The organism is Stenotrophomonas sp. 85239_Sma (genome assembly GCF_056481725.1).
This window is the reverse complement of sequence record NZ_CM151163.1, coordinates 1,479,707-1,502,990: the sequence shown is the minus strand read 5'-3', so window position 1 is coordinate 1,502,990 and position 23,284 is coordinate 1,479,707. Positions and strand designations below refer to the sequence as shown.

Annotated in this window: 17 protein-coding genes and 1 tRNA gene; 5 read left to right on the top strand and 13 right to left on the bottom strand. The window is 67.9% G+C overall.

Annotated elements, in window-relative coordinates; genetic code table 11:
- Positions 1–40: 40 nt before the first annotated feature.
- Positions 41–787 carry a sulfite exporter TauE/SafE family protein gene (locus tag ACYKG1_RS07035; protein WP_478472230.1) on the bottom strand — a complete coding sequence of 249 codons (747 nt, stop codon included), beginning with the start codon at positions 785–787 and terminating at the stop codon, positions 41–43.
- Positions 788–885: 98 nt separating this feature from the next.
- On the opposite strand from ACYKG1_RS07035, the gene ACYKG1_RS07030 reads away from it, so the two are divergent.
- Together ACYKG1_RS07030 and ACYKG1_RS07025 are read left to right on the top strand one after the other, a co-directional pair.
- On the top strand, positions 886–1,785 hold the full coding sequence (locus ACYKG1_RS07030; protein ID WP_262226484.1) for a LysR family transcriptional regulator: 900 nt from the start codon (positions 886–888) through the stop codon (positions 1,783–1,785).
- 50 nt (positions 1,786–1,835) lie between these two features.
- A tRNA-Leu gene (locus ACYKG1_RS07025) sits at positions 1,836–1,920 on the top strand.
- A gap of 236 nt (positions 1,921–2,156) precedes the next feature.
- Here the strand turns inward: ACYKG1_RS07025 and emrB are convergent.
- From emrB to emrR, 4 genes are read right to left on the bottom strand one after another with little or no spacing between them, the layout of a single operon-like run.
- Positions 2,157–3,743, bottom strand: a complete 1,587-nt coding sequence (emrB, locus tag ACYKG1_RS07020) for a multidrug efflux MFS transporter permease subunit EmrB (RefSeq protein WP_100471776.1) — start codon at positions 3,741–3,743, stop codon at positions 2,157–2,159.
- 7 nt (positions 3,744–3,750) lie between these two features.
- Entirely contained in the window at positions 3,751–4,929 is a 1,179-nt protein-coding gene (emrA, locus tag ACYKG1_RS07015) for a multidrug efflux MFS transporter periplasmic adaptor subunit EmrA (protein ID WP_099551083.1), read from the bottom strand.
- A gap of 11 nt (positions 4,930–4,940) precedes the next feature.
- Positions 4,941–6,434 carry a multidrug efflux transporter outer membrane subunit EmrC gene (gene emrC, locus ACYKG1_RS07010; protein WP_478472229.1) on the bottom strand — a complete coding sequence of 498 codons (1,494 nt, stop codon included), beginning with the start codon at positions 6,432–6,434 and terminating at the stop codon, positions 4,941–4,943.
- A complete protein-coding gene (gene emrR, locus ACYKG1_RS07005) occupies positions 6,431–6,874 on the bottom strand; it encodes a multidrug efflux system transcriptional regulator EmrR (protein WP_005415875.1) in 444 nt (147 codons plus the stop codon). The genes emrC and emrR overlap by 4 nt, the downstream gene beginning before the upstream one ends.
- A gap of 172 nt (positions 6,875–7,046) precedes the next feature.
- Here emrR and ACYKG1_RS07000 point away from each other — a divergent pair, with 172 nt between their 5' ends.
- Together ACYKG1_RS07000 and parC are read left to right on the top strand one after the other, a co-directional pair.
- Positions 7,047–7,928: a helix-turn-helix domain-containing protein gene (locus ACYKG1_RS07000; protein ID WP_478472228.1), complete on the top strand. Its 882-nt coding sequence runs from the start codon at positions 7,047–7,049 to the stop codon at positions 7,926–7,928.
- Positions 7,929–7,987: 59 nt separating this feature from the next.
- Complete coding sequence (parC, locus tag ACYKG1_RS06995) at positions 7,988–10,231, top strand: DNA topoisomerase IV subunit A (RefSeq protein ID WP_100471773.1); 2,244 nt, start codon at positions 7,988–7,990, stop codon at positions 10,229–10,231.
- A gap of 282 nt (positions 10,232–10,513) precedes the next feature.
- Here the strand turns inward: parC and bfr are convergent, their stop codons facing one another.
- Complete coding sequence (gene bfr / locus ACYKG1_RS06990) at positions 10,514–11,002, bottom strand: bacterioferritin (protein ID WP_004151115.1); 489 nt, start codon at positions 11,000–11,002, stop codon at positions 10,514–10,516.
- A 124-nt stretch (positions 11,003–11,126) separates the two neighbouring features.
- On the opposite strand from bfr, the gene ACYKG1_RS06985 reads away from it, so the two are divergent.
- Positions 11,127–13,454, top strand: coding sequence for a penicillin acylase family protein (locus ACYKG1_RS06985; RefSeq protein ID WP_478472227.1), 2,328 nt, complete (start codon positions 11,127–11,129; stop codon positions 13,452–13,454).
- 11 nt (positions 13,455–13,465) lie between these two features.
- On the opposite strand, the gene ACYKG1_RS06980 is transcribed toward ACYKG1_RS06985, so the two are convergent.
- The 7 genes from ACYKG1_RS06980 to ACYKG1_RS06950 form a co-directional block, all read right to left on the bottom strand.
- Complete coding sequence (locus ACYKG1_RS06980) at positions 13,466–14,854, bottom strand: cation:proton antiporter domain-containing protein (RefSeq protein ID WP_478472225.1); 1,389 nt, start codon at positions 14,852–14,854, stop codon at positions 13,466–13,468.
- A gap of 99 nt (positions 14,855–14,953) precedes the next feature.
- Positions 14,954–16,645 carry an asparagine synthase B gene (gene asnB / locus ACYKG1_RS06975; protein WP_478472223.1) on the bottom strand — a complete coding sequence of 564 codons (1,692 nt, stop codon included), beginning with the start codon at positions 16,643–16,645 and terminating at the stop codon, positions 14,954–14,956.
- Positions 16,646–17,183: 538 nt separating this feature from the next.
- Positions 17,184–18,311 carry a succinyl-diaminopimelate desuccinylase gene (gene dapE, locus ACYKG1_RS06970; protein ID WP_478472221.1) on the bottom strand — a complete coding sequence of 376 codons (1,128 nt, stop codon included), beginning with the start codon at positions 18,309–18,311 and terminating at the stop codon, positions 17,184–17,186.
- Positions 18,308–18,679 carry an arsenate reductase gene (locus tag ACYKG1_RS06965; RefSeq protein WP_262226474.1) on the bottom strand — a complete coding sequence of 124 codons (372 nt, stop codon included), beginning with the start codon at positions 18,677–18,679 and terminating at the stop codon, positions 18,308–18,310. The genes dapE and ACYKG1_RS06965 overlap by 4 nt, the downstream gene beginning before the upstream one ends.
- A gap of 31 nt (positions 18,680–18,710) precedes the next feature.
- On the bottom strand, positions 18,711–19,577 hold the full coding sequence (locus ACYKG1_RS06960; RefSeq protein WP_262084499.1) for a hypothetical protein: 867 nt from the start codon (positions 19,575–19,577) through the stop codon (positions 18,711–18,713).
- 2 nt (positions 19,578–19,579) lie between these two features.
- A complete protein-coding gene (gene dapD, locus ACYKG1_RS06955) occupies positions 19,580–20,659 on the bottom strand; it encodes a 2,3,4,5-tetrahydropyridine-2,6-dicarboxylate N-succinyltransferase (RefSeq protein ID WP_100471767.1) in 1,080 nt (359 codons plus the stop codon).
- The gene (locus ACYKG1_RS06950; RefSeq protein ID WP_478472715.1) at positions 20,659–23,268 is read right to left on the bottom strand and encodes a [protein-PII] uridylyltransferase; all 2,610 of its coding nucleotides are present in this window, start codon (positions 23,266–23,268) and stop codon (positions 20,659–20,661) included. The genes dapD and ACYKG1_RS06950 overlap by 1 nt, the downstream gene beginning before the upstream one ends.
- Positions 23,269–23,284: the final 16 nt, after the last annotated feature.

Genomic DNA, 23,284 nt, shown 5'->3' with positions numbered 1-23,284 from the left:
AACCCGCGAAAGCGGGTTTTTTCATGCCTGGAATGCGGCATCAGAACAGCGGCCGCAGCACCAGCTCCAGGCCAAGCAGCAGCAGGAACCCCAGGAAGCAGGCGCGGAACACGCGCGCACTGATGCGCTGCCGGATCACCTGGCCCAGCCACATGCCCAGCAGCGCCGGCAGCACCGCCAATGCACTCAGCCCAAGCTGCTGGATGCCGAACGCGCCGTGCAGCACCAGGCCGATGGTCAGCGAAATCGTCGACACGGTGAACGCCAGCCCGAGCGCCTGTACCAGCTCCTCGCGCTGCAACCCCAGCGACTGCAGGTACGGCACCGCCGGCATCACGAACACCCCCGTCGCACCCGTCACCACACCGGACAGCGCACCCACCAGCGGACCCAGCCAACGCTCGCGCCGCTGCGGTACGCGGAACACCGGCGCGAGCAGCGCATACGCCGCGTAGACCACCAGCGCCACGCCCAACGCCACGCGCGACCAGGTGCGATCGACCCGCACCAGCAGCGCTGCCGACCCGAGCGTCACCACCACCACGGCCAGCATCATCGGCCACAGGCGCCGCACGATGTGGCCCAGTGAGGGCCCGGACAGCAGCTGCCACGCATTGGTGACGAAGGTCGGGATGAACAGCATCGATGCCGCCGCCACCGGCGACAGCGCGCCACCCAGCAGGCCCATCGCCACGGTCGGCAGCCCCATCCCTGTCACACCCTTGACCACGCCGGCCAGCACGAACACCACCACCAACAGCACATGGAAGTACATCGATTCATTCATGCCTTCATTGGATCGGGCCGTCACCCGGCGCACAATGCGGTCTTCCCGGCCGAGCCTTCGGCTGACCCGAAGGCGCCGGATCAGCAATGAGGCACGACATGCGGATGGACATCGCCGACCTGCGCCTGTTCCTGGCAATCGCCGAAGCCGGCAGCATCACCGCCGGCGCGGCACAGGCAAACCTGGCATTGGGTTCAGCCAGCGAACGCCTGCGCACGATCGAAGCCGATGCTGGCACCCCGCTGTTGAACCGGCACCCACGCGGCGTCAGCCTGACCGAGGCCGGCGCCGCCCTCGCCCATCATGCACGGCTGATCCTGCAGCAGCAGGCACAGCTGCGCGGCGAACTGCAGGCGTTCGCGCAGGGCGCGCGCGGCACCCTGCACCTGTATGCCAACACGGCCGCGCTGACCAACTACCTGCCCGCGCGGCTCGCACCGTGGCTGGCCGAACGCCCGCGCCTGCATGTCGAACTGATCGAGCGCACCAGCCCCGAAGTCGTACGCGCGATCAGTGCCAGCCAGGCAGAGGCCGGCATCATCAGCGATGCGGTCGACGCCGCCGGCCTGCAGCAGCACGTGGTCGCCGAAGACCCGCTGGTGTTGCTGCTGCCGGCCGATCACCGCCTCGCATCGCGGCGCAGCGTGACCTTTGCCGAGGTTGCCGGCGAGACCTTCGTTGCCCTGGCCGATGGCAATGCTCTGCAGACCTACATCGAGGACCAGGCGCGCGACATCGGGCGACGCCTGGATGTGCGCATCCGCATGAAGACCTTCGAAGGCGTGTGCATCATGGTCGGCCACGGCATCGGCGTCGGCATCGTGCCGCGGACCATCGCCCGGCAGCATCGGCGCAGCACGCATACAGTTGGCATGGCGCTCTCCGATGCGTGGGCACAACGTCGCCTGTGTGCGTGTTTTGCCGAGTGGACGCAGCTGTCACCGGCGATGCGCAGCCTGCTGCATCACCTCGGCGTGCAGCCGCAGAAAAAAGTGTGAAATGTTGTTGACACATCTTCTGTCGCTCCCCATAATTCACCTCCTGAGTCGCCCAGGTGGCGGAATTGGTAGACGCACTAGTTTCAGGTACTAGCGGGTAAAACCGTGGAGGTTCGAGTCCTCTCCTGGGCACCACGACTCAAGATGATCAAACCCGCGAAAGCGGGTTTTTTCGTTTCCGGGGCCCGCCATTCAACGCGATGGCGACGCTCATCCACGCATGGCGTGGATCTACCGAATTGCACAACGCTCCAAACAGAAACCCCGCCTTCCGGCGGGGTTTCTGCATTCCAGTAGATCCACGCCATGCGTGGATGCATCTGGCGGGAACGCCGCCGGGCATGGCCCGGCGCTACCCAGTGGCAGATCGATCAGTGCCCGCCACCAGCGGCGGCACCTGCCCCCGCGCCGAACGGCGGCTTGGCCAGCCACAGGAACGCAATGATCGCCAGGAAGATCCAGCCCAGCAGGAAGAAGATGTCGTTGAAGCCCATCTGCGATGCCTGGTGGTTGATCATGTTGTTCAGTACCGCTGCACCGTGTTGCAGGTCGCCCTGCCCCATCGCCGTGACCTGCTCCTGCATGCCCGGCTGATAGGCCGAAATGTGCTCGGTCAGGTCGGCATGGTGCACCTGGGTGCGCCGCGCCCACAGCCAGGTTGTCAGCGACGCCGCGAAACTGCCGCCCAGCGTTCGCAGGAACGTGGCCAGGCCGGAGCCTGCCGCGATCTCGCGACCGTCCAGGTCCGACAGCAGGATCTGCAGCACCGGCATGAAGAACAGCGCGACGCCGATGCCCATGATCAGCTGCACGCCGGCCACGTGCATGTAGTCCACCTGCAGGTTGAAGTTCGACCGCAGGAAGCTGGTCATGGAGAGCACAATGAACGCGACCGTGGCCAGCATGCGCATGTCGAAGCGCGATGCGTACTTGCCCACGAACGGCGTCATGATCACCGGCAGGATGCCGATCGGCGCGGTCGCCAGGCCTGCCCAGATCGCGGTATAGCCCATGTCCCGTTGCAACCACTGCGGGATCAGCAGGGCCACGCTGAAGAATGCCGCGTAGGCCACCACCATCGCCAGCGTACCGGCGCGGAAGTTGCGATGGCGGAACAGCTTCAGGTCGACGATCGGATCCTTGTCGGTCAGTTCCCAGATCAGGAACACCGTCAGCGTCACCACTGCCACGCAGGCCAGCACGACGATCTTCATCGACGAGAACCAGTCCTCGTCATTTCCCAGATCGAGCACCAGCTGCAGCGCGCCGACACCGATCACCAGGGTGACCAGGCCGACGTAGTCCATCTTCGGCTTCTCGATCTGCTCCGGGCGACCCTTCAGCTGGTTGCCCACCACCAGCGCGGCGAAGATGCCCAGCGGCACGTTGATCAGGAAGATCCATTCCCAGCTGTAGTTGTCGGTGATCCAGCCACCGAGGATCGGGCCGCAGATCGGCGCAACCACCGTGATCATCGCCAGCAGCGCCAATGCCTGCCCGCGTTTCTCGCGCGGATAGATCGAGACCAGCAGCGACTGCGTGATCGGGTACATCGGGCCGGCCACGAAACCCTGCAGCGCACGCGACACCACCAGCATGCCCATGCTCTGCGCCAGGCCGCACAGCAGCGAGGTGATGACGAAGGCCAGCGTGGCCCACACAAACAGCTTGCGTTCGCCGAAGCGGCGGCTGAGCCAGCCGGTCAGCGGCAGCGCGATGGCCGTGCTGACCGCGAAGGAAGTGATGACCCAGGTTGCCTGCTGCGAACTGGCACCGAGATTACCGGCGATGGTCGGCAGCGAGACGTTGGCGATGGTGGTGTCGAGCACCTGCATGAAAGACGCCATCGCCAGGCCAACGGTGCACAGGGCGACGCTGGGCGGCAGGAACCCGGAGGCCGCAGCCGGCGCCGCCGGTGCGCCCGGAGCGCCGGGCGCGGCTGGAGCTTGTGCGGACATGGCGACCTCAGCCCACCTTCGCCTGCTGCGGCAGGTTGCCCTGGATGATCGTGTGGATCACCTCGTCGGCATCATGCAGCTGCTTGGCATACACGTCGGTGTCGAACACCGTGCCCTTGGCCGGGGTGCTCGGCAGCACTTCGCCCTTCTGGTCGCGCAGGCTCACTTCGGCCTTCATCGACAGGCCGATGCGCAGCGGGTGCTCGGCCAGCTGCTTGGCATCGATGGCGATGCGGACCGGCACGCGCTGCACGATCTTGATCCAGTTGCCGCTGGCGTTCTGCGCCGGCAGCAGCGAGAACGCCGAGCCGGTGCCCAGGCCCAGGCTCTGGATGCGGCCCTTGTACTTCACGTCACCGGCGTACAGGTCCGACTTCAGCTCCACTTCCTGGCCCAGGCGCATGTGGCGCAGCTGGGTTTCCTTGAAGTTGGCCTCGACCCACATCTGCTCGGTCGGCACCACGGCCATCAGCGCATTGCCCGGCTGCACGCGCTGGCCGACCTGCACCGAACGACGGGCGACGTAGCCGGTGACCGGCGCGACGATGCCGGCGCGGGCGTTGTTGAGGAATGCCTGGCGCAGCTGCGCGGCAGCGGCCTGCACGTCCGGCTGGGTGGCGATCACGGTGTCGTCGACCAGCGCGCGGTTGCGCTCGACGGTCTCGCGCGAACCGGCCACGGCCGCTTCGGCGGCAGCCAGCTCGTCACGGGCGTGGGCCAGTTCTTCGTTGGAGATGGCGCCGGTGGCGGCCAGGTCCTTGCGACGGGCGAAATCTTCGCGCACGCGCTTCAGGGTCACCTGGCGGGCGTTCAAGTCCGCCTGCGCGCCCTCCACGCTGCGGTACAGGCCACGGGTCTGGCGCACGGTCTTGGCGAGGTTGGCTTCGGCCTGCTGCAGCGCCACCGACGTGTCGGACGGGTCCAGCTGCACCAGCAGCTGGCCGCGCTCCACGCGCATGCCGTCATCGGCGTTGATGGCGACCACGGTACCGGCCACCAGCGGGGTGATCTGCACCTGGTTGCCCTGCACGTAGGCGTCGTCGGTCTCTTCGAACCAACGGCCGAACATGAAGTACCACAGCGCCAGTGCGGCAAGCAGCAGCACGACGATCACGAACAGGCCGCGCAGCAGGTTGCCGCGGCGGTTGGGGGCGGCCGGGGCCGCAGTGTCTTGGGTCTGGCTCATGGCGGAAGTCTTCAGGAATGCGAGGAATCGGAATGGGAGGCGATCGGTGCGCGGTCGGCGTCAGTGGGCTGGAAACCACCGCCCAGCGCCTTGCTCAGGCGCACCGAGGTCTGCACCTGCTGCGACTGCAGGCCGGCCAGCTGCTGCTGCGACTGCAGCAGGGTGGACTGCGCGGTCAGCACGTCCAGGTAGCTGCCGATGCCGGCGCGGTAGCGCTGCTGGGCCAGGTCGAAGGCGGAACGCGCGGTGTCCACCGCCTGCTGCTGCGCGTGCGCCTGCTGCGCCAGCGAGCGCACCGCGTTGACCTGGTCGGCCACGTCGCGCAGTGCATCGAGCACCGTCTGGTTGTAGTTGGCCACCGCCAGGTCGTACTGCGCATCCGTGTTGGCCAGGTTGGCGCGCAGCTTGCCGCCTTCGAAGATCGGCAGGCTCAGCGCCGGTCCGATGTAGGCGAAGGTCGAACTGCTCTTCAGCAGGTCACCCACGTTCGGGGCGACCACGCCGGCCAGCGCGGTCAGGTTGAAGCTCGGGTAGAACTTGGTCCTGGCGACCTTGATCTGCTTGTCGGCCGCTTCCACGCGCCAGCGCGCGGCCACGATGTCGGGGCGACGGCCCAGCAGTTCGCTGGGCAGCACGCCGGGCAGCTGCAGTGCCATCGGGTTCAGCGGCTGCGGACGCTGGATCGACAGGCCCCGGTCCGGCCCCTTGCCGACCAGGGCGGCCAGCGCGGTGCGGGCCGCGTCGATGCGCTGCTGCGCGGCCAGCACCTGCTGCTGTGCGGCCGGCACGCGGGCCTCGGCCTGGCGCACCTGCAGGTCACTGTCGATGCCGGCACTGCGGCGCTGGCGGGTCAACTGCAGCGACTTCTGCGAGCGGCTCAGTTCTTCCTCGGCCACGTCGTTGAGCTGCCACGCGTAGGCCAGATCGGCATAGGCCTGGGCAATGCCGGTGGACAGGCTCAGCCGTGCGGCCTGGGCTTCGACGGTTGCGGCATGCGCGCCATCCACCGCAGCTTCCCAGGCAGCGCGCTTGCCGCCCCACAGGTCCACTCCATAGCTGAAATCGAAGGCAACCTGGCTGCTGCCCGCATAATGGCCGCCCATCTCACTGCCGGCCATCGACTCGGGCAGGCGCAGGCCGGTGTAGCCACCGGACACCGACAGGCTGGGCAGGCGATCGGCACGCGCGGTACCGACCTGGGCCTGGGCCTGGCGCAGGCGCGCATCGGCGGCGTCCAGGCTCGGGTGGCCGGCCAGGCCTTCGGCAACCAGCGCGTCCAGCTGCGCATCGCCCAGCGCCTTCCACCAGTCCTGCGCCGGGAAGCCGGTGGCGCTCAGGTCGGTGTCGGCCAGGGTGCGTTCGCTGTGCAGGCTGTCCACGTCGAGCACGTGGCCCTGCGGGTTGAGGCCACGACTGCTGGCGCAGGCGGCCAGGGCCAGGGCCAGCGCTGACACCAGCAGCGCGCGCCCGGACCGGCGGAAAGTGAAATGCGGGATCGGGTTCATGGGGTCGTCAGTGAATCGCGGATTCGGGTAAGGAGAGACAGCAGCAGCGTGCGCTCGTCGGCGGAAAGATCACGCAGGGCGTAATCCATCACCGCGTCGCCGCGCAGCTTCAGCCGTGCCCACAGCGCGCGGCCTTCGTCGGTCAGCACGATCTGCAGTGCACGCCGGTCCTGCGCATGCGGCTCGCGGCGGACGCAACCCAGCGCTTCCAGCTTGTCCAGCAGGCGGGTGACCGCGCTGGGCACCTGGTCGATGGCCTGGGCCAGCTCGTTGGCCGTGCACGGGGCCATGTTGGAAAGCACCTTCAGCCCGATGTAGTGGGTGAAGCCGATACCCAGGTCTTCTTCAGCCATGGACGCGTCGAGTTGCCGGACCAGGCCGTCGCGCACCTGGCGCAGCAGCAGGCCGAAGCTCGGGGGAGTGGTTGCAGGACAGATCATGGGGGAGCATTCTCTTCCAAAAAAAATATTTCTCAATGGAAATATTCGATCTGGCATCGAATGCTGTGTTGCAGCAGCGGGCTGGATCAGTGAAGGCGCCTACCTTAATGATCCGCTCAGGTGGCCCGGTAGTACAATTAAGCCAATGGATGACACATTTCAGCCAGCGGACATGATGAACAAGGCAGAAATCCCCCCTCCCAAGCGGCTGTTGCGTGATGACGCCCTGGATTGGTTCGAGCGCAATGACGGGCCACCGGTCGTCGCATTCCGCTTTGACAGCCCGCTGGGTCTGGTCCGTGAAGTGGACTGGCACCACCACGAGCGTGCCCAGCTGATCTGCGTCGAACGTGGCCTGCTGACCACCCGCACCTCGCATGGGACGTGGTCGCTGGCACCGGGCTCGGCCGGCTGGATGCCGCCGCTGGAGCCGCATACGGTCACCCTCGACGGCCCGCTGCGCGGCTGGGGCATGGCGCTGGCCGCGCCGGCCTGCACCACCCTGCCCGCCGATCCCTGCGTACTGGGCCTCTCCAAGCTGGCGCAGGCACTGGCCGACCGCATCTGCGAATGGCCGCTGGGCTATGACACCACGCCCGAGCGCCAGCACATCATCGACGTGCTGCTGGACGAGATCCGCGCCGCACCACGCCAGCGCATGCACCTGCCGATGCCACACGACCGGCGCCTGCTGAAGATCGCCTCTCAGCTGCTGGCCGACCCCTCCGACGAACGCAGCCTGGCCGAATGGGCGCATTGGGCGGGCCTGTCGCCGCGCAGCCTGACCCGCCACTTCCGCGACGAGACCACGCTCAGCTTCGCCCAATGGCGGCAACAGGCCCGCCTGTCCGAGGCCCTGCGACAGCTCACCGACGGCCGCAGCGTGGCCGACATCGCCCACGCGCTGGGCTTCAGCAGCGCCAGCGCCTTCGTCACCGTGTTCCGCCGCCACTTCGGGCTGCCACCCGGGCGCTACCTGGCACGGGCCGGGCACGGCCTGGAAACCGGGCTGGATCCTGCGCGCGGCTTGGCATCCCCCGCCGCATCCGGATAATCACAGGATTGCGAGCGGCGACCGCCGTCGCCGCCTCCCGACATAGGTAACAACGCCGCATGACCGAACTTGCCCGCCCCGTGTTCCACGGATTCGAACAACTGCCGCTGCGCGAGTACGCCGAACGCGCCTACCTCGACTACTCGATGTACGTCGTCCTGGACCGTGCCCTGCCGTTCATCGGCGACGGCCTGAAGCCGGTGCAGCGCCGCATCATCTATTCGATGAGCGAGCTGGGCCTGAATGCCGCGTCCAAGCCGAAGAAGTCCGCGCGCACCGTCGGTGACGTCATCGGCAAGTACCACCCGCACGGCGACAGCGCGTGCTACGAGGCGCTGGTGCTGATGGCCCAGCCGTTCTCGTACCGCTACCCGCTGATCGAGGGCCAGGGCAACTTCGGCTCCAGCGACGACCCGAAGTCGTTCGCGGCGATGCGTTACACCGAATCCAAGCTGACCCCGATCGCCGAAGTGCTGCTGGGCGAACTGGGCCAGGGCACCACCGACTGGGCACCGAACTTCGACGGCACCCTGCAGGAGCCGACCTGGATGCCGGCGCGGCTGCCGCACCTGCTGTTGAACGGCACCACCGGCATCGCCGTGGGCATGGCCACCGACGTGCCGCCGCACAATCTCAACGAGATCGTCAGCGCGCTGCTGCACCTGCTGGACAACCCCGATGCCAGCGTGCGCGACCTGTGCGAGCACGTGCAGGGCCCGGACTACCCGTCCAGCGCCGAGATCATCACCCCGGCCAACGACCTGCGGAACATCTACGAGACCGGCAACGGCAGCGTGCGTGCGCGTGCCACCTTCACCAAGGAAGCGCACAACATCGTGGTCACCGCGCTGCCGTTCCAGGTGTCGCCGTCGAAGGTGATCGAGCAGATCGCCGCGCAGATGCGCGCCAAGAAGCTGCCGTGGCTGGAGGACATCCGCGATGAATCCGACCACGCCAACCCGGTGCGCGTGGTGCTGGTGCCGCGCTCCAACCGCGTCGACGCCGAGCAGCTGATGGGCCACCTGTTCGCGACCACGGACATGGAACGCAGCTACCGCGTCAACCTCAACGTGATCGGGCTGGACGGCCGTCCGCAGGTGAAGAACCTGAAGATGCTGCTCAGCGAATGGCTGACCTTCCGCAGCAACACCGTCACCCGCCGCCTGCAGCACCGCCTGCAGAAGGTCGAGCGCCGCCTGCACCTGCTGGAAGGCCTGCTGGTCGCCTTCCTCAACCTGGACGAGGTGATCCACATCATCCGTACCGAGGACGAACCGAAGGCGGCGCTGATCGCGCGCTTCGGCCTGTCCGAGGAACAGGCCGAGTACATCCTGGAAACCAAGCTGAAGCAGCTGGCCCGCCTGGAAGAGATGAAGATCCGCGGCGAGCAGGACGAGCTGGCCAAGGAACGCGAGAAGATCCTCGGCATCCTCGACAGCAAGGCCAAGCTGAAGAAGCTGATCCGCGACGAACTGACCGCCGATGCCAAGAAGTTCGGCGACGCACGGCGTTCGCCGCTGGTGCAGCGCCAGGCCGCGCAGGCCATCGACGAGACCGAGCTGGTGCCGAGCGAGCCGATGACGGTGGTGCTGTCGGAGAAGGGTTGGATCCGTGCCGCCAAGGGCCACGACGTCGATGCGTCCGCCCTGTCCTACCGCGACGGCGACGCCCTGCAGGGCGCGGTGCGCGCGCGCAGCACCCAGCAGGTTGCGTTCCTCGACAGCGAGGGCCGCGCCTACTCGACGCCGGTGCACACCCTGCCCTCCGCGCGTGGCAACGGTGAACCGCTGACCGGCCGCTTCTCGCCGGCGCCGGGCACCAGCTTCGTGACCCTGGCCAGCGCCGAGCCGGATACCCGCTTCGTGCTGGCCTCCACCCACGGCTATGGCTTCGTCACCCGCTTCGAGAACCTGATCGGCCGCAACAAGGCCGGCAAGGCGATGCTGAACCTATCGGCGGGTTCGTCGGTGCTGGCCCCGTCGGTGGTCGCCAACGTCGCCACCGACCGCATCGTGGCGGTGACCAGTTCGGGCAACCTGCTGGCGATCGCCGCCAACGACCTGCCGGAACTGGACAAGGGCAAGGGCAACAAGATCATCGAGATCCCGAAGGCCAAGCTCGCCACCGAACGCGTGGTCGCCATCGTGGCGATCAGCCCGGGCCAGACCCTGCAGGTCCGCGCCGGCCAGCGCACCATGGGCCTGAAGTTCAACGAGCTCGATGCCTACCTCGGCGCGCGCGCGACCCGCGGCCACCTGCTGCCGCGCGGCTGGCAGAAGGTGGAAGGGCTGTCGGTGGAATGAGGGCAGGTGTCAACCCTGGTTGACACGCCTCGCCTGACGCAGGACACGAAAAAGCCGGGGCATTCCCCGGCTTTTTCGTTGTCGGCTGGCTGGCGGTGGAGCGGCTGGCGGGCGAAGGCTGGCTGGCGGTGCTCCGGTGCTGGCGGGCGACAGAACGCTGTGCTTCCGGTACAGCCGACCGCTGGTCGGCTGCTTTTTGCTTCTGGTAGAGCCGACTGTCAGTCGGCTGCCTTTTAAAGATCAGCCGAGCATGACTCCGGCTCTACAGAAGGGGACGTCGGCTCAGTGCGCCGGGGCACCGTTGCCGTCGATCTTGCTCAGCTGGTACAGCTCCAGGCCGATGCGCTTGATCAGGCCCAGCTGCTGCTCCAGCCACCAGGCGTGGTCTTCCTCGGTGTCCTTCAGCTGCGCCAGCAGCATGTCGCGGCTCACGTAGTCCCCCTTCTCCTCGCACAGCTTCATGCCGGCGGCGAGATTGTTCCGAACCGCGTATTCAGTGTCGAGATCCTTCTGCAGCATCTCCTCCACGGTCTTGCCCGGCTCGGTGGCATGCGGGCGCATGTCCGGGTCGCCGCCGAGGAACAGGATGCGGCGCAGCAGTGCATCGGCGTGCTGGGTCTCTTCTTCCATCTCGTGGTTCAGGCGTTCGTAAAGCGCGAACAGGCCCTGGTCCTCGTAGCGGCGGGAGTGGATGAAGTACTGGTCGCGGGCAGCAAGCTCGCCGCGCAGCAGTTCCTTCAGGCAGGCGATGACGTCCGGGTTGCCTTTCATGGGGGGGCTCCTGTGAATCGATGTGGCATAGGGTGCCGCATTTCAGAATCCGGTGATCTAATCGGAATCAGTCGCAGTTGCGCCTGCGGCTACAATCCGCCCACGAGTTCGGAAAGGACGTGCGATGCGACGTACATGGCGTTGGGTGGTGGGCGTGTTGATCGCCATCATGCTGGTCACCGCACTGGTCCTGTGGCTGCTGCTGCGCGGCAGCCTGGCCGACCTCGACGGCGAGCATGCACTGCCTGGGCTGGCCAGGCCGGTCACCGTCGAGCGCGATGCGCTGGGCGTGGTCACCATCACCGCCGGCAGCCAGGCCGACGCGATGCGCGCGCTGGGCCGCGTGCATGCGCAGGAACGCTATTTCGAAATGGACCTGATGCGCCGCAGCGCGGCCGGCGAGCTGTCGGCGCTGTTCGGGCCGAAGGCCATCGACGCCGACAAGCGCATGCGCGTGCACCGCCTGCGCGCGCGCACCGAGGCGCATCTGGACGCCGCGCTGGGCGGCAGCGGTGCGGTTGTGCGCGCCTATGTGGACGGCGTCAACGAAGGCCTTGCAGATCTCTCGGTGCGTCCATGGGCTTACCTGCTGCTGCGGCAGTCACCACACCCGTGGCAGGCCAGCGACAGTGTGCTGACCGGGCTGGCCATGTACGCCGACCTGCAGGACCCGGGCAACCAGACCGAGCTTGCGCTCAGCCGCATCCGCGCGGTGGTGCCGCCTGCGCTGTACGCGCTGATCGCCCACGACGGCACCGAATGGGATGCACCGCTGTTTGGTGAACCCACCGGCAACGCCCCCCTGCCCGATGCCAGCCAGCTGGACCTGCGCACATTGAAGGAAAAACCAGGCGCCGAGCAGGAAGAGGCCGATGCCGTCGGCAGCAACAACTTCGCGGTAGCCGGGGCGCTCACCGCCGACGGCCGCGCGATCATCGCCGACGACATGCACCTGGGCCTGCGCGCCCCCGGCCTGTGGTTCCGCGTGCGGCTGCGCTACCCCGACCCGCAGGCCGCTGGCGGCCAGGTCGATGTCACCGGCTTCTCGCTGCCCGGCCTGCCGGCAGTGATCGTCGGCAGCAACGGGCACGTTGCCTGGGGCTTCACCAACAGCTACATCGACACGGCGGACTACCGTACGGAAGCAGCCAATGCCGCCGTGACCGTGCATGAAGAACGCATCACCGTGGCCGGCCAGGCCGACGTGGTGTTCCCGGTGCGCGAAACCGCCTGGGGGCCGATCCTGCACACCCATGCCGATGGCAGCGGCGATGCCCTGCGTTGGGTCGCGCACCTGCCCGGCGCGGTGCGCCTGGACTTTGGTGACCTGGCCCGTGCAGGAGACCTCGACAGCGCGCTGCGCTTCGCCGACGAGGCAGGCATCCCTGCGCAGAACCTGGTGGTCGGCGATCGCAGCGGACGCATCGCCTGGCGCCTGATCGGCGCCCGTCCGGACCGCGGCCCCGGCTGTGCACCGGCCGGCTTCAATGCGGCCAGCAACCAGGACTGCGCGCCCTGGCCAATCCGCAGCGATGCCTTGCCGGCACTGATCGATCCCCCCAACCATCGCCTGTGGACCGCCAACGGTCGCGTCCTCGACGGCGAGGCACTGGCTACCGTCGGCAACGGCGGCTATGACCTCGGTGCCCGGGCGCGACAGATCCGCGACCTGCTGGCGATCCAGGACCGCTTCGATGAGCACGACCTGCTGGCGATCCAGCTCGATGACCGCGCCGTGTTCCTGCAGCGCTGGTGGGCCCTGCTGCACGACGCGATCGAACCCAGTGACGACCCTGCGCTGAAGCGCTTGAAGTCCGTCAGCCACCAATGGGACGGCCGGGCTTCGGCCAGCTCGGTCAGCTACCGGGTGGTGCGCGAGTTCCGCGCGCAGGTGATGGAGACGCTATCCGATGCACTGCTGGCGCCGGCCCATGCGCAGCTGGGCGATGCCTATCTGGAGCCGCGCCTGGCCCAGCTGGAAGGCGTGGCCTGGCCGATGCTGGAACAGCGCCCGGCCAACCTGCTGCCACCCGCTTTCGACAGCTGGGACGCGCTGCTGCTTGATGCAGCGCGCCGCACCGAGAGCGAGCTGGCCAAGCACGGCCCGCTGGCCCAGCGCAGCTGGGGGGAGCGCAACACTGCGGCGCTCTGTCACCCGCTTGCACGGGCGTTGCCCAGGATCACCCAGCGCTGGCTGTGCATGCCCGCCGACCACCTGCCCGGCGACCGCGACATGCCGCGCGTGCAGACGCCGAATTTCGGCGCCTCTGAACGCATGGTGGTCTCGCCCGGCCACGAGGCCGACGGCATCGTGCATATGCCCGGCGGCCAGAGCGGCCATCCGCTGTCACCGTACTGGGGCGCCGGCCACGAAGACTGGGTGCATGGGCGCCCGACGCCGTTCCTGCCCGGCAAGGCGCAGCACACCATGACGCTGGTCCCGGCGAGGTAGCGCCAGCACGGTCAGCCTCTACGCCGCTCGATCAGGCCCAGCAGCGGCCCGGTCATCGCCGTGGTCACCAGCGCCATGATCACCAGCACCGCGAACAGGCGGTCGCCGAGCAGGCCCAGTTCGTAGCCCAGGTTGAGCACGATCAGCTCCATCAGGCCACGGGTGTTCATCAGCACACCCAGCCGCCACGCTTCGCGCGATGGCATGCCCGCACTGCGCGCCGCACTGAAGGTACCCAGCAGCTTGCCGGCCGCGGCCACCACGATCACCACCACGCACAACACGATGTCGCTGGCCTGCAGCGCATCGGCGCGCATGCGCAGCCCGGTCATGGCGAAGAACAACGGCAGCAGCAGGGTCACCGCGAACGGTTCGACCCGGGCCATCAGCAGGTCGCGCAGATTCGCGTTGGACGATACCGCGACGCCCGCGGCGAACGCGCCGAACAGCGCGTGGATGCCCAGCATTTCGGTGACCAGCGCACTGCCCAGCGACAGCAGCAGGATGCCAAGCAGCCAGCGCCCCTCACGGCCCGGCGCAATCTGCTGGCGCGCGAACCATGGCTTCACCAGCCCCAGCATCAACGCCACGAACGCCACCACGCACAGCAGGTTCAGGCTGGCCGGCAACCAGCCGCTGGCCTGCGCAGCCGCCACGATCAATGCCAGCAGGCACCATGCCGTGGCATCGCCCAATGCCGCGCAAGCGATGGCGGTCTGACCCAGCGGCGTCTGCGTGATACCGCGGTCGGCAAGGATGCGCAGCAGCACGGGAAACGCGGTAATGCTCATCGAGATGCCGACGAACAACGCGAATGCGGTAAAGCCCACACCCTGCGGACCGTGTTGCGGATACAGCCAGATGGCCAGCGCCACGCCAAGCGCGAACGGCACTGCAATGCCGGCATGGCTGACCGTGAAGGCGAAGCGCCGGCGGCCACGCAGCGCCGCCAGGTCCAGCTCGGCACCGGCCACCAGCAGGAACATCAGCACGCCCAACTGGCTGAGCATGCTCAGCGGCCCCAGAGAACTGGCCGGGAACAAGGCGCCATGCAGCTGCGGCACCAGGCTGCCGAGCACCAGCGGCCCCATCATCAGGCCAGCGGCCATCTCGCCGATCACGGCAGGCTGGCCGAGGCGCTTGAGCAGTGCGCCCGCGCCCTTTGCCACCAGCAGCAGCACCAGCAGTTGCAGCAGGAACAGGGCCAGCGGTGACGCCAGATGCTGCACCCAGCGGCCTTCAGCCGCAGCCGTGGCGCGGGCAACCGCCTCAGGCGCCGCCGGCCCGGCATACCGCGCCAGCAGCACGCCGGCCAGCAAGGGCACCCCGGCCCAGGCCAGGTAGCGCCATCCCCACTTGATCGGCGGCGCCTGGCCCCCGGTCCGTACGTCCATGAACATTCCCCAATGTGCAGGGAGCGATGATACGAAAATGGGGACGGAGGGGATCAAGTCATTTGAGGCACAAACGACTTGATCCCTCCGTCCCCTTTTCGGCGCTTAAGCCAGTGCCTGCGCGTGCACGCCGGCGATCGCGCGACCCGACGGATCTGCAGCGGCGGCGAAACTGGCATCCCAGGCAATCGCCGCCGGCGACGAGCAGGCGATCGACTTGCCGCCCGGCACGGTTTCGGCAGCCGCACGGCTCGGGAAGAACTGCTCGAACAGGTGGCGGTAGTAATACGCCTCCTTGGTCTGCGGCGGGTTGTGCGGGAAGCGCTTGTCGGCCGCCGCCAGTACGCGATCGCTCACCTGCGCTTCGGCATGCGCCTTCAGCCCATCGATCCAGCCGTAGCCAACGCCATCGCTGAACTGCTCCTTCTGCCGCCACAGGATGCTGTCAGGCAGGTAGCCGTCGAAGGCCTCGCGCAGCACCGCCTTCTCGATGCGGCGGCCACCAAAGCCGGCACCGACCATCTTGCGCGCGGCATCGAAGCGCATCGCCACATCAAGGAACTCCCGGTCGAGGAACGGCACGCGTGGCTCCACGCCCCAGGCCATCATCGACTTGTTGGCGCGCAGGCAGTCGTAGTTGTGCAGAGCGTCGAGCTTGCGCACCAGCTCATCGTGGAATTCACGCGCATCCGGTGCCTTGTGGAAGTACAGGTAGCCACCGAAGATCTCGTCGCTGCCTTCGCCCGAGAGCACCATCTTCACGCCCATCGCCTTGATCCGCCGCGCCAGCAGGAACATCGGCGTCGATGCGCGGATGGTGGTGACGTCGTAGGTCTCGATGTGGCGGATCACTTCCGGCAGCGCATCGAGGCCTTCCTCGAAGGTGTACTCGAAACCGTGATGCACGGTGCCCAGCGCTTCGGCGGCGATCGCAGCGGCGGCCAGGTCGGGCGAGCCCTTCAAGCCGATCGCGAACGAGTGCAGGCGCGGCCACCAGGCTTCGGTCTGCCCGCCATCCTCGATGCGGCGACGCGCATAGCGCGCGGCAACGGCCGCCACCAGCGACGAATCGAGGCCACCGGACAGCAGCACGCCGTACGGCACGTCGCTCATCAGCTGGCGCTCCACCGCATGCTCGAACGCCTGGCGCAGCTCGGCCAGGTCGGCCTGGCGGCCCTGCACGTCGGCATAGTCGCGCCACGGCTGCTGGTAATAGCGCACCAGCTCACCACTGGCACTGTCGAAATAATGGCCCGGCGGGAATTGCGCGACGTCGGCACAGGTATCGACCAGCGCCTTCATTTCCGACGCGACGCGCAGGCGCCCCTGGGCATCGTGGCCCCAGTACAAGGGCACCACGCCCACCGGGTCGCGCGCCACCAGCACGCGCCCGCTGTCACGGTCCCACAGCGCGAAGGCGAAGATGCCATTGAGCTGTTCCAGCCACTGCGCCGGCGAACCACCCTGGCGGTACAGCGCGTTGATCACCTCACAGTCCGAGCCGGTCTGGAAGTCGTAGGCGGTGGTCAGCGCCGCCTTCAATGCCTGGTGGTTGTAGATCTCGCCGTTGACCGCCAGTGCCAGCTGGCCATCGGCCGACAGCAGCGGCTGCGAACCACCGGCCGGGTCGACGATGGCCAGCCGCTCGTGGACCAGCAGCGCACCTTCGTCGAGGTACACGCCGCTCCAGTCCGGGCCGCGGTGGCGCTGGCGCTGCGACAGTTCCAGCGCATGGCGGCGCAGGGCGGGAAGATCGTCACCGGCCTGCAGGCCGAAGATTCCGAAGATCGAACACATGGGGGGGCTCCTGTTGGGGGATTTCACGGGTGGGAGGTGTTCGACCGGCCATCCAGGCCCGGGTGGGGCTGCGCCCGGGCACAAAAAAACCCGCATCGACCGATGCGGGTTTTCTGGTGTCCGGGCGTATGTTGCTGTCTATCTGCCCAGGGCGCAGTCCCGCATCGGCCGCGCACGATTATTCGCGCGCAGATTATTGCGGTTGTTGTTGACGGCGGTGGCCAGGCGGATCGACATGGAAACGACCCTACCCCGGTTTCCAGCACGGCGCAACCGTTGCGTTGGCAACCACTTCCCGAAGCGCAGGTGGACCTGGGCGCGCTGCTCGAGAAGGTCGTGGGGCTACCGCGTGATCCGGCGCATGCGTTTCAGCTGTATCAGCACGCCGGTGAGCACGGGTTCGCCCGGGCCGAAGCTCAGCACTTCTGCATGGCGGCGCCCAGCTACTGGGAAAAAGCGATCAGGCCGCCGTTCTTCATTCTTTCAGGGAGCAGTGCCGGCGGGCGGTGTGCCGACCAACGGTCGGCACCCACCAACCTCACGCCAGCAGCCGTTCCACCAGCCGCTGGTACAGCCCTGGCAACGCCTCCAGATCGTCCACGCGCACGTTCTCGTCCACCTGGTGGATGCTGGCGTTGACCGGCCCCACTTCGATGCAATGCGCGCCCAACGGCGCGATGAAGCGTGCATCGGACGTGCCGCCGCCGGTGCTTTCTTCCGGCGCACGGCCGATGTGCTCGGCCAGCACCGCACGCGCGGTGGCGCGCAACGTGCCTTCCGGGGTGTAGAACGGCTCGCCGCTGCGATGCCACTTCAGCGTGTACTGCAGGCCATGCCGATCCAGCAGCGCGGTGATCTCCGCTTCCAGCTTCGGTGCATCCCAGTGCGGGTTGTAGCGGATGTTGAAATCCACCTCCAGCTCGCCGGGAATCACATTGTTGGCACCGGTCCCGGCATGGATGTTGGAGATCTGCAGGCTGGTCGGCGGGAAACTCTCGTAGCCGTCATCCCAGCGCCGTGCACTCAGCTCGGCCAAGGCTGGCGCCGCCTGGTGGATCGGGTTGCGTGCCTTCTCCGGATACGCCACGTGGCCCTGCACGCCCTGCACGCGCAGCTTGGCCGACAGGCTGCCACGGCGACCTACGCGCAGCAGGTCACCCAGCGTCGCGGTCGACGACGGCTCGCCGGTGATGCACCAGTCGATGCGCTGGCCGCGCTCGGCGAACAGCCGTGCGACGTGGCGCACGCCATCGATGGCATCGCCCTCCTCGTCGCTGGTCAGCAGCACCGCCAGCGTGCCGGGGTGATCGGGATGTGCGGCGACGAACTGCTCGGCGGCCACCACGAACGCCGCCACGCTGCCCTTCATGTCGGCGGTACCACGGCCGTACAGCACGCCATCACGGATCTGCGGCGCGAACGGGTCGCTGGTCCAGGCCTCGCGCGGGCCCGCCGGCACCACGTCGGTATGGCCCAGCAACACCAGTACCGGCGCGCCCTGGCCGTGGGTCGCCCACAGGTTGTCGACCTCACCCAGCCGCAGGTGGTCGCACTGGAACCCGGCCTGCTGCAGGCGGGCTGCCAGCAGCGCCTGGCAACCGGCATCCTCCGGCGTCACCGAGGGCCGTGCGATCAGCTCGCAGGTCAGGTCGAGGACCGCGCTCATGCGTCACCCACGCCGAAGCGGGCCTTGAAGCCGTTGTCACTGAAACCCTGGCTGACCGTGCCGTCGGCGGTGACCACCAGCGGGCGCTTGATCAGTTGCGGGTACTCGCGCAGCAGCAGCTTCCATTCGGCCTCGGAGTCGGCGGCCTTGCGGTTGTCCGGCAGCTGCCGCCAGGTGGTGGAGGACTTGTTGACCATCGCGGCCAGGCCACCCAGCTGCGCCGCCCACGCCAGCAGCGTTTCCGGGCTGGGCGTGTTGTCGCGGTAGTCGACGAAGGTGTACGGCACGCCGAAGCGGTCCAGCCACTTGGTCGCCTTCTTGCAGGTATCGCAGTTCTTCAAACCGTAGACAGTGGTGCTCATGGCCATCTGTGATGCTGGAAAACAGACAGCCAGAATCTCACAACAGGCGCTCTGACACGACCCGGAACGGAACCGCTGGCAGGCGGAACGCCAGTCCATCGGCCAGGTTCACGCCCATCGCCTGCAACCGCGGGCAATGCAGCTCGCCTTCCAGCTGCAGCGGTTGCAGCTGCGCGATGTCCACCGGCAGCGCGATGCGGGTGCTGGCCCAGCGCTGGTCGCAGGTACGGGCGATGGCCTCGTCCTGGCAGGTCAGGAAGCGCAGCAGGGTTTGATGGCCGCCGAAGGAAGCCGTCCACGCCCCCGCGTCCCAGCCTGCAGCAGCCTGCCACTGCAGGTGAAGTGCTGGCGCACTGCCCTGCCCGCCCTCGATCCGCGTATAGCCACTGCCTTCGGCATCCAGCACATGCGCGAAGCGCACAGGCAGATGTGGCTGCATGGCATCGCTGAAGGCGCGCGCGCCGGCGACGAAGGCCAGCTGGTCCATCACGTTGCGATCGAACAGCACCACCGGCGTCCCGTCCGGATCGTCGTCACGACGCAGGTACCAGCGCCAGTTGCTCTGCCTGGGAGACGGCATCAGGGAGCGCAGCAGCCCCGCCAGCGCGGGCCCGAAGTGCCCGTGCTGGTAGCTGAGGATGGTGTAAGGCGTGCGTCCGGCATGGACCACGTAATGATGGCCCGGTGGTGGCGTCGGCGCGTGGCGCACGTCGACCCACCAGCTCACGTAGACCACGTCCACCACATCGCTGACCAGCCCCGGCATCGGCCAGCGCCGCAACAACCCGCGGCGCAACCGGGTCCAGCGCGGAGCGTGCAGCAGGCGCGGCAGCATCCGACCGAGCACGGTGCCGGACGGATGCTGGTAGATCGCGGACTGCGCCAGATCCGCCGGTGCCGCCATCTTCAGTCGGCCAGGCCGCGCAGCAGGTCGTTGACGCTGGTCTTGCTGCGGGTCTTGGCATCGACCTGCTTGACGATCACCGCGCAATACAACGAGTGGGTGCCGTCCTTGCTCGGCAGCGAGCCGGACACCACCACGCTGTACGGCGGGATGTAGCCGTAGGTGATCTCGCCGGTGGCACGGTTGTAGATGCGGGTGCTCTGGCTGAGGAACACGCCCATGCCGATCACGCTGTGATGGCCGACCACCACGCCCTCCACCACTTCGGAGCGCGCGCCGATGAAGCAGTGGTCCTCGATGATGGTCGGGCTGGCCTGCAGCGGTTCCAGCACGCCGCCGATGCCGGCGCCGCCGGACAGGTGGCAGTGCTGGCCGATCTGCGCGCAGGAACCGACGGTGGCCCAGGTGTCGACCATGGTGCCTTCGCCGACGTAGGCGCCGATGTTGGTGAAGCTCGGCATCAGCACCACGTCCTTGCCGAAGTAGGTACCGCGGCGGGCGATCGCGCCCGGCACCACGCGCACGCCGCCACGACGGAACTTCGCTTCGTCATAGCCTGCGAAGCGCGACTCGACCTTGTCCCAGAACGGCGCCGGACGGGCGTCGACCACCGCCATGTCATTGACGCGGAAGTACAGCAGCACCGCCTTCTTCAGCCACTCGTTGACCTTCCAGCCGCCTTGGCCATCCGGCTCGGCGACGCGGAACTCACCACTCTCCAGGCCATCGATCACGCGATTGACCAGCGGCTTGGTCGAGCCTTCCAGCTCGTGCAGGGTCAAGGTGGCACGGCGCTCGAAGGCGCTCTCGATGCCGAACTTCAGCTCTTCCACGCCCGGTGCCGACGGCTTGCGCAGCGATTTGCGCGCGATGGTTTCGGCGCGGACCGCTTCGGCGCTCCTGGCCGGCGCCGGCTTCTTCACAGCACGCTTCACTGCAGCCGTTTTCTTCGCCGGGGCCTTCACTGCAGCGGCCTTCTTCGGCGCAGGGGTCTTCTTCGCGGCCGGTGCGGCGGCAGCAGGTTTCCGGGCCGCTGCGCTCTTCGGGGTCGCGGCGGTCTTCTTGGCGGGCTTGGTGGCCATCAGGCGGGGTCTCCGGCGTTTCGATCAGGGTCCAGGCAGGCCAGCATCGCGTCATGCAGCTGCTGCCGGGCAGGTTCAGTCAGGGGGAGGTCGTGTTCGTCACTGATCACGAAGGTGTCTTCGGCGCGTTCGCCGAACGTGGCAATGCGCGCATCATGCACGCGCAGGCCCTGGTTGCGCAGCACGAACGCCACGTCGGCCAGCAGGCCGGGGCGGTCGGGTGCGACCAGGGCGAATCGGGTTGCGCCCGGCTCATCGCGGAACTCGATGCGCGGGGCGAAGCGGAAGTGCCGCAGCTGCCGCGGCACCACCCGGCGTGACGGCCGCAGGCGCGACAGGTCACCGCTGAGTGCCTCGCGCAGGGCCGTTTCCAGGTTGGCGCTGCTGCCGTCGGCGAAGGTGTCGGCCGGGTTCACCTCGAAGGTATCGAAGATGGTGTCGGCCGGACCGTCCAGCACGCGTGCGCGATGGATGCCGTAGCCCTTGCGGTCCAAGGTCATCACGATCGCGGCGAACAGGCCGTCGCGGTCGGGCGAATGCACGAACACTTCCAGCGCCGGGTCGTCGACGCTGATCCGGCGTACCTTCACCAGCGCCTGGCCCTGCTTCACCGGTACCAGTGCGGCGGCCTGCCAGGCCAGCTGCTCCGGGCGCAGGCGGATGAAGCCCTCATCAGGCATCACCGCGAACTGACGGTCGATGGTGGCATCGTCGTAGCCCTGCTCGCGCACCAGCGCGCGTACGCTGTCACGCGCCTCGGCCACGCGCTCGGCAGCCGGTACCGGGTGCTCCAGGCCCTCGCGCAGCGCGCGCCGGGTGGCGAAGTACAGATCGGCCAGCAGTCGATCCTTCCAGGCATTCCACAGTTTCGGGCTGGTGCCAGCGATATCGGCACAGGTCAGCAGGTACAGGTAGTCCAGGCGGTCGCGGCTGCCGACCAGGGTGGCGAAGCGATGGATCACCACCGGATCGGCGATGTCCTGCTTCTGCGCGGTCACCGACATGCGCAGGTGCTGTTCGACCAGCCATGCCACCAGCTCGGTATCGGTGCCACTGAGCGCATGCGCCTGGCAGAACGCACGCGCGTCCACCGCCCCCAGCTCCGAGTGATCGCCACCACGGCCCTTGGCGATGTCATGGAACAGGCCGGCCAGCAGCAGCAGCTCCGGCTTGCGCAGGCGCGGCCACACTTCGTGCGCGATCGAAAAGCGTTCGTCGGCGCGGCTGCTGGCAAACTGGCCGATGTTGCGCAGGACCATCAGCGTGTGCTGGTCGACCGTGTAGACATGGAACAGGTCGAACTGCATGCGCCCGCTGACCTGGGCGAAGGCGGGAATCCACTGGCCAAGCACGCCCAGCCGCGCCATGCGCGAAAGCGTATCAACCGGACGCTGGCCGCGCAGCAGGCCCAGGAACTGCTCGCGCGCATCGGTGTCGGCCTGGTCATGGGCCGGCAGCAGCGGCAGCGACTCGGCCAGCGCACGCGCGGTCAGCGAGTGCAGGCCGCGCACCTGCGGGTTGTTGGCCCAACTGGAAAACAGTGCAAACACCTGGCCGATGTCGCCACGCGGCCAGTCGGCCTCGTTGGCAGCCAGGTAGCCACGGCGCAGGGAAAAACCCACGGTCAACGGTTCCGGCTGGGCCTCGCCATCAAACTGTTCCTCGAAGCGCTGCAGCAGGCGGTCGCTGATCCGGCGCACCACCAGCGCGGCGCGGTAGAAGCCCTGCATCATTTTCTCGACGCCGAGGTTCTCGGCATCGTCTTCGAAGCCCAGGCGCGCGGCCAGGGTCTTCTGGTAATCGAAACGCAGGCGCTCTTCCGGACGACGCGCGACCAGATGCAGGCCGAAGCGCAACCGCGCCAGCACTGCACGTTCGCGCTTCAACGCCGCAGCTTCGTCAGCGCCCAGATGGCCCAGCCCGACCAGTGCATCCAGGTCACGCACGCCAAATGCACGCAGCGCCATCCAGCCCAGCGTATTGAGATCGCGCAGGCCGCCCGGGCCATCCTTCAGGTCCGGCTCCAGGTTGTCGGCGGTATCGCCAAAGCGCTGGTGGCGGTTGCGCATCTCTTCCAGTTTGGCCAGGAAAAAGGTGCGCGCCGGCCACAGCTCACGGTCGTCGATGGCCTCGCGCAGCGCGCGGCGCGCGGCATCATCGGCCAGGATCGGGCGCGCCTCGATCAGTGCGGTCAGCACGGTCTGGTCAGCCGCCGCCTCGCGGCACTGCGGCGCCGAACGCACCGCATGGCTGACCGCCAGCCCACAGTCCCACAGCAGTGCGAACAGGCGTGCCAGTGCCGCCTCATGAGCCAGCTGCGCCGGCGGATCGCCGAACACCAGCAGGTCGATGTCAGAACACGGGAACAGTTCGCCGCGGCCATAGCCACCGACCGCGAACAGCGACAGGCCGCTGTCGGCCGGCAGGCAGCGCTGCCACGCCAAGCGGATCAGGTGGTCGGCGGCGCGCGCGCGCAGCGCCAGCAGGCGCTCGATGTTGTCGCCCTGGTCGAAGCGGCGATACAGGCGCGCGTCGGCCTGCTGCAGCGCCTGGCGCGCGGCAGCAGCCCAGTCCGGGTCGTTCAGCGACGCGGCCGGCGTGTCCAGCAGCGAACTCGCCGGCAGC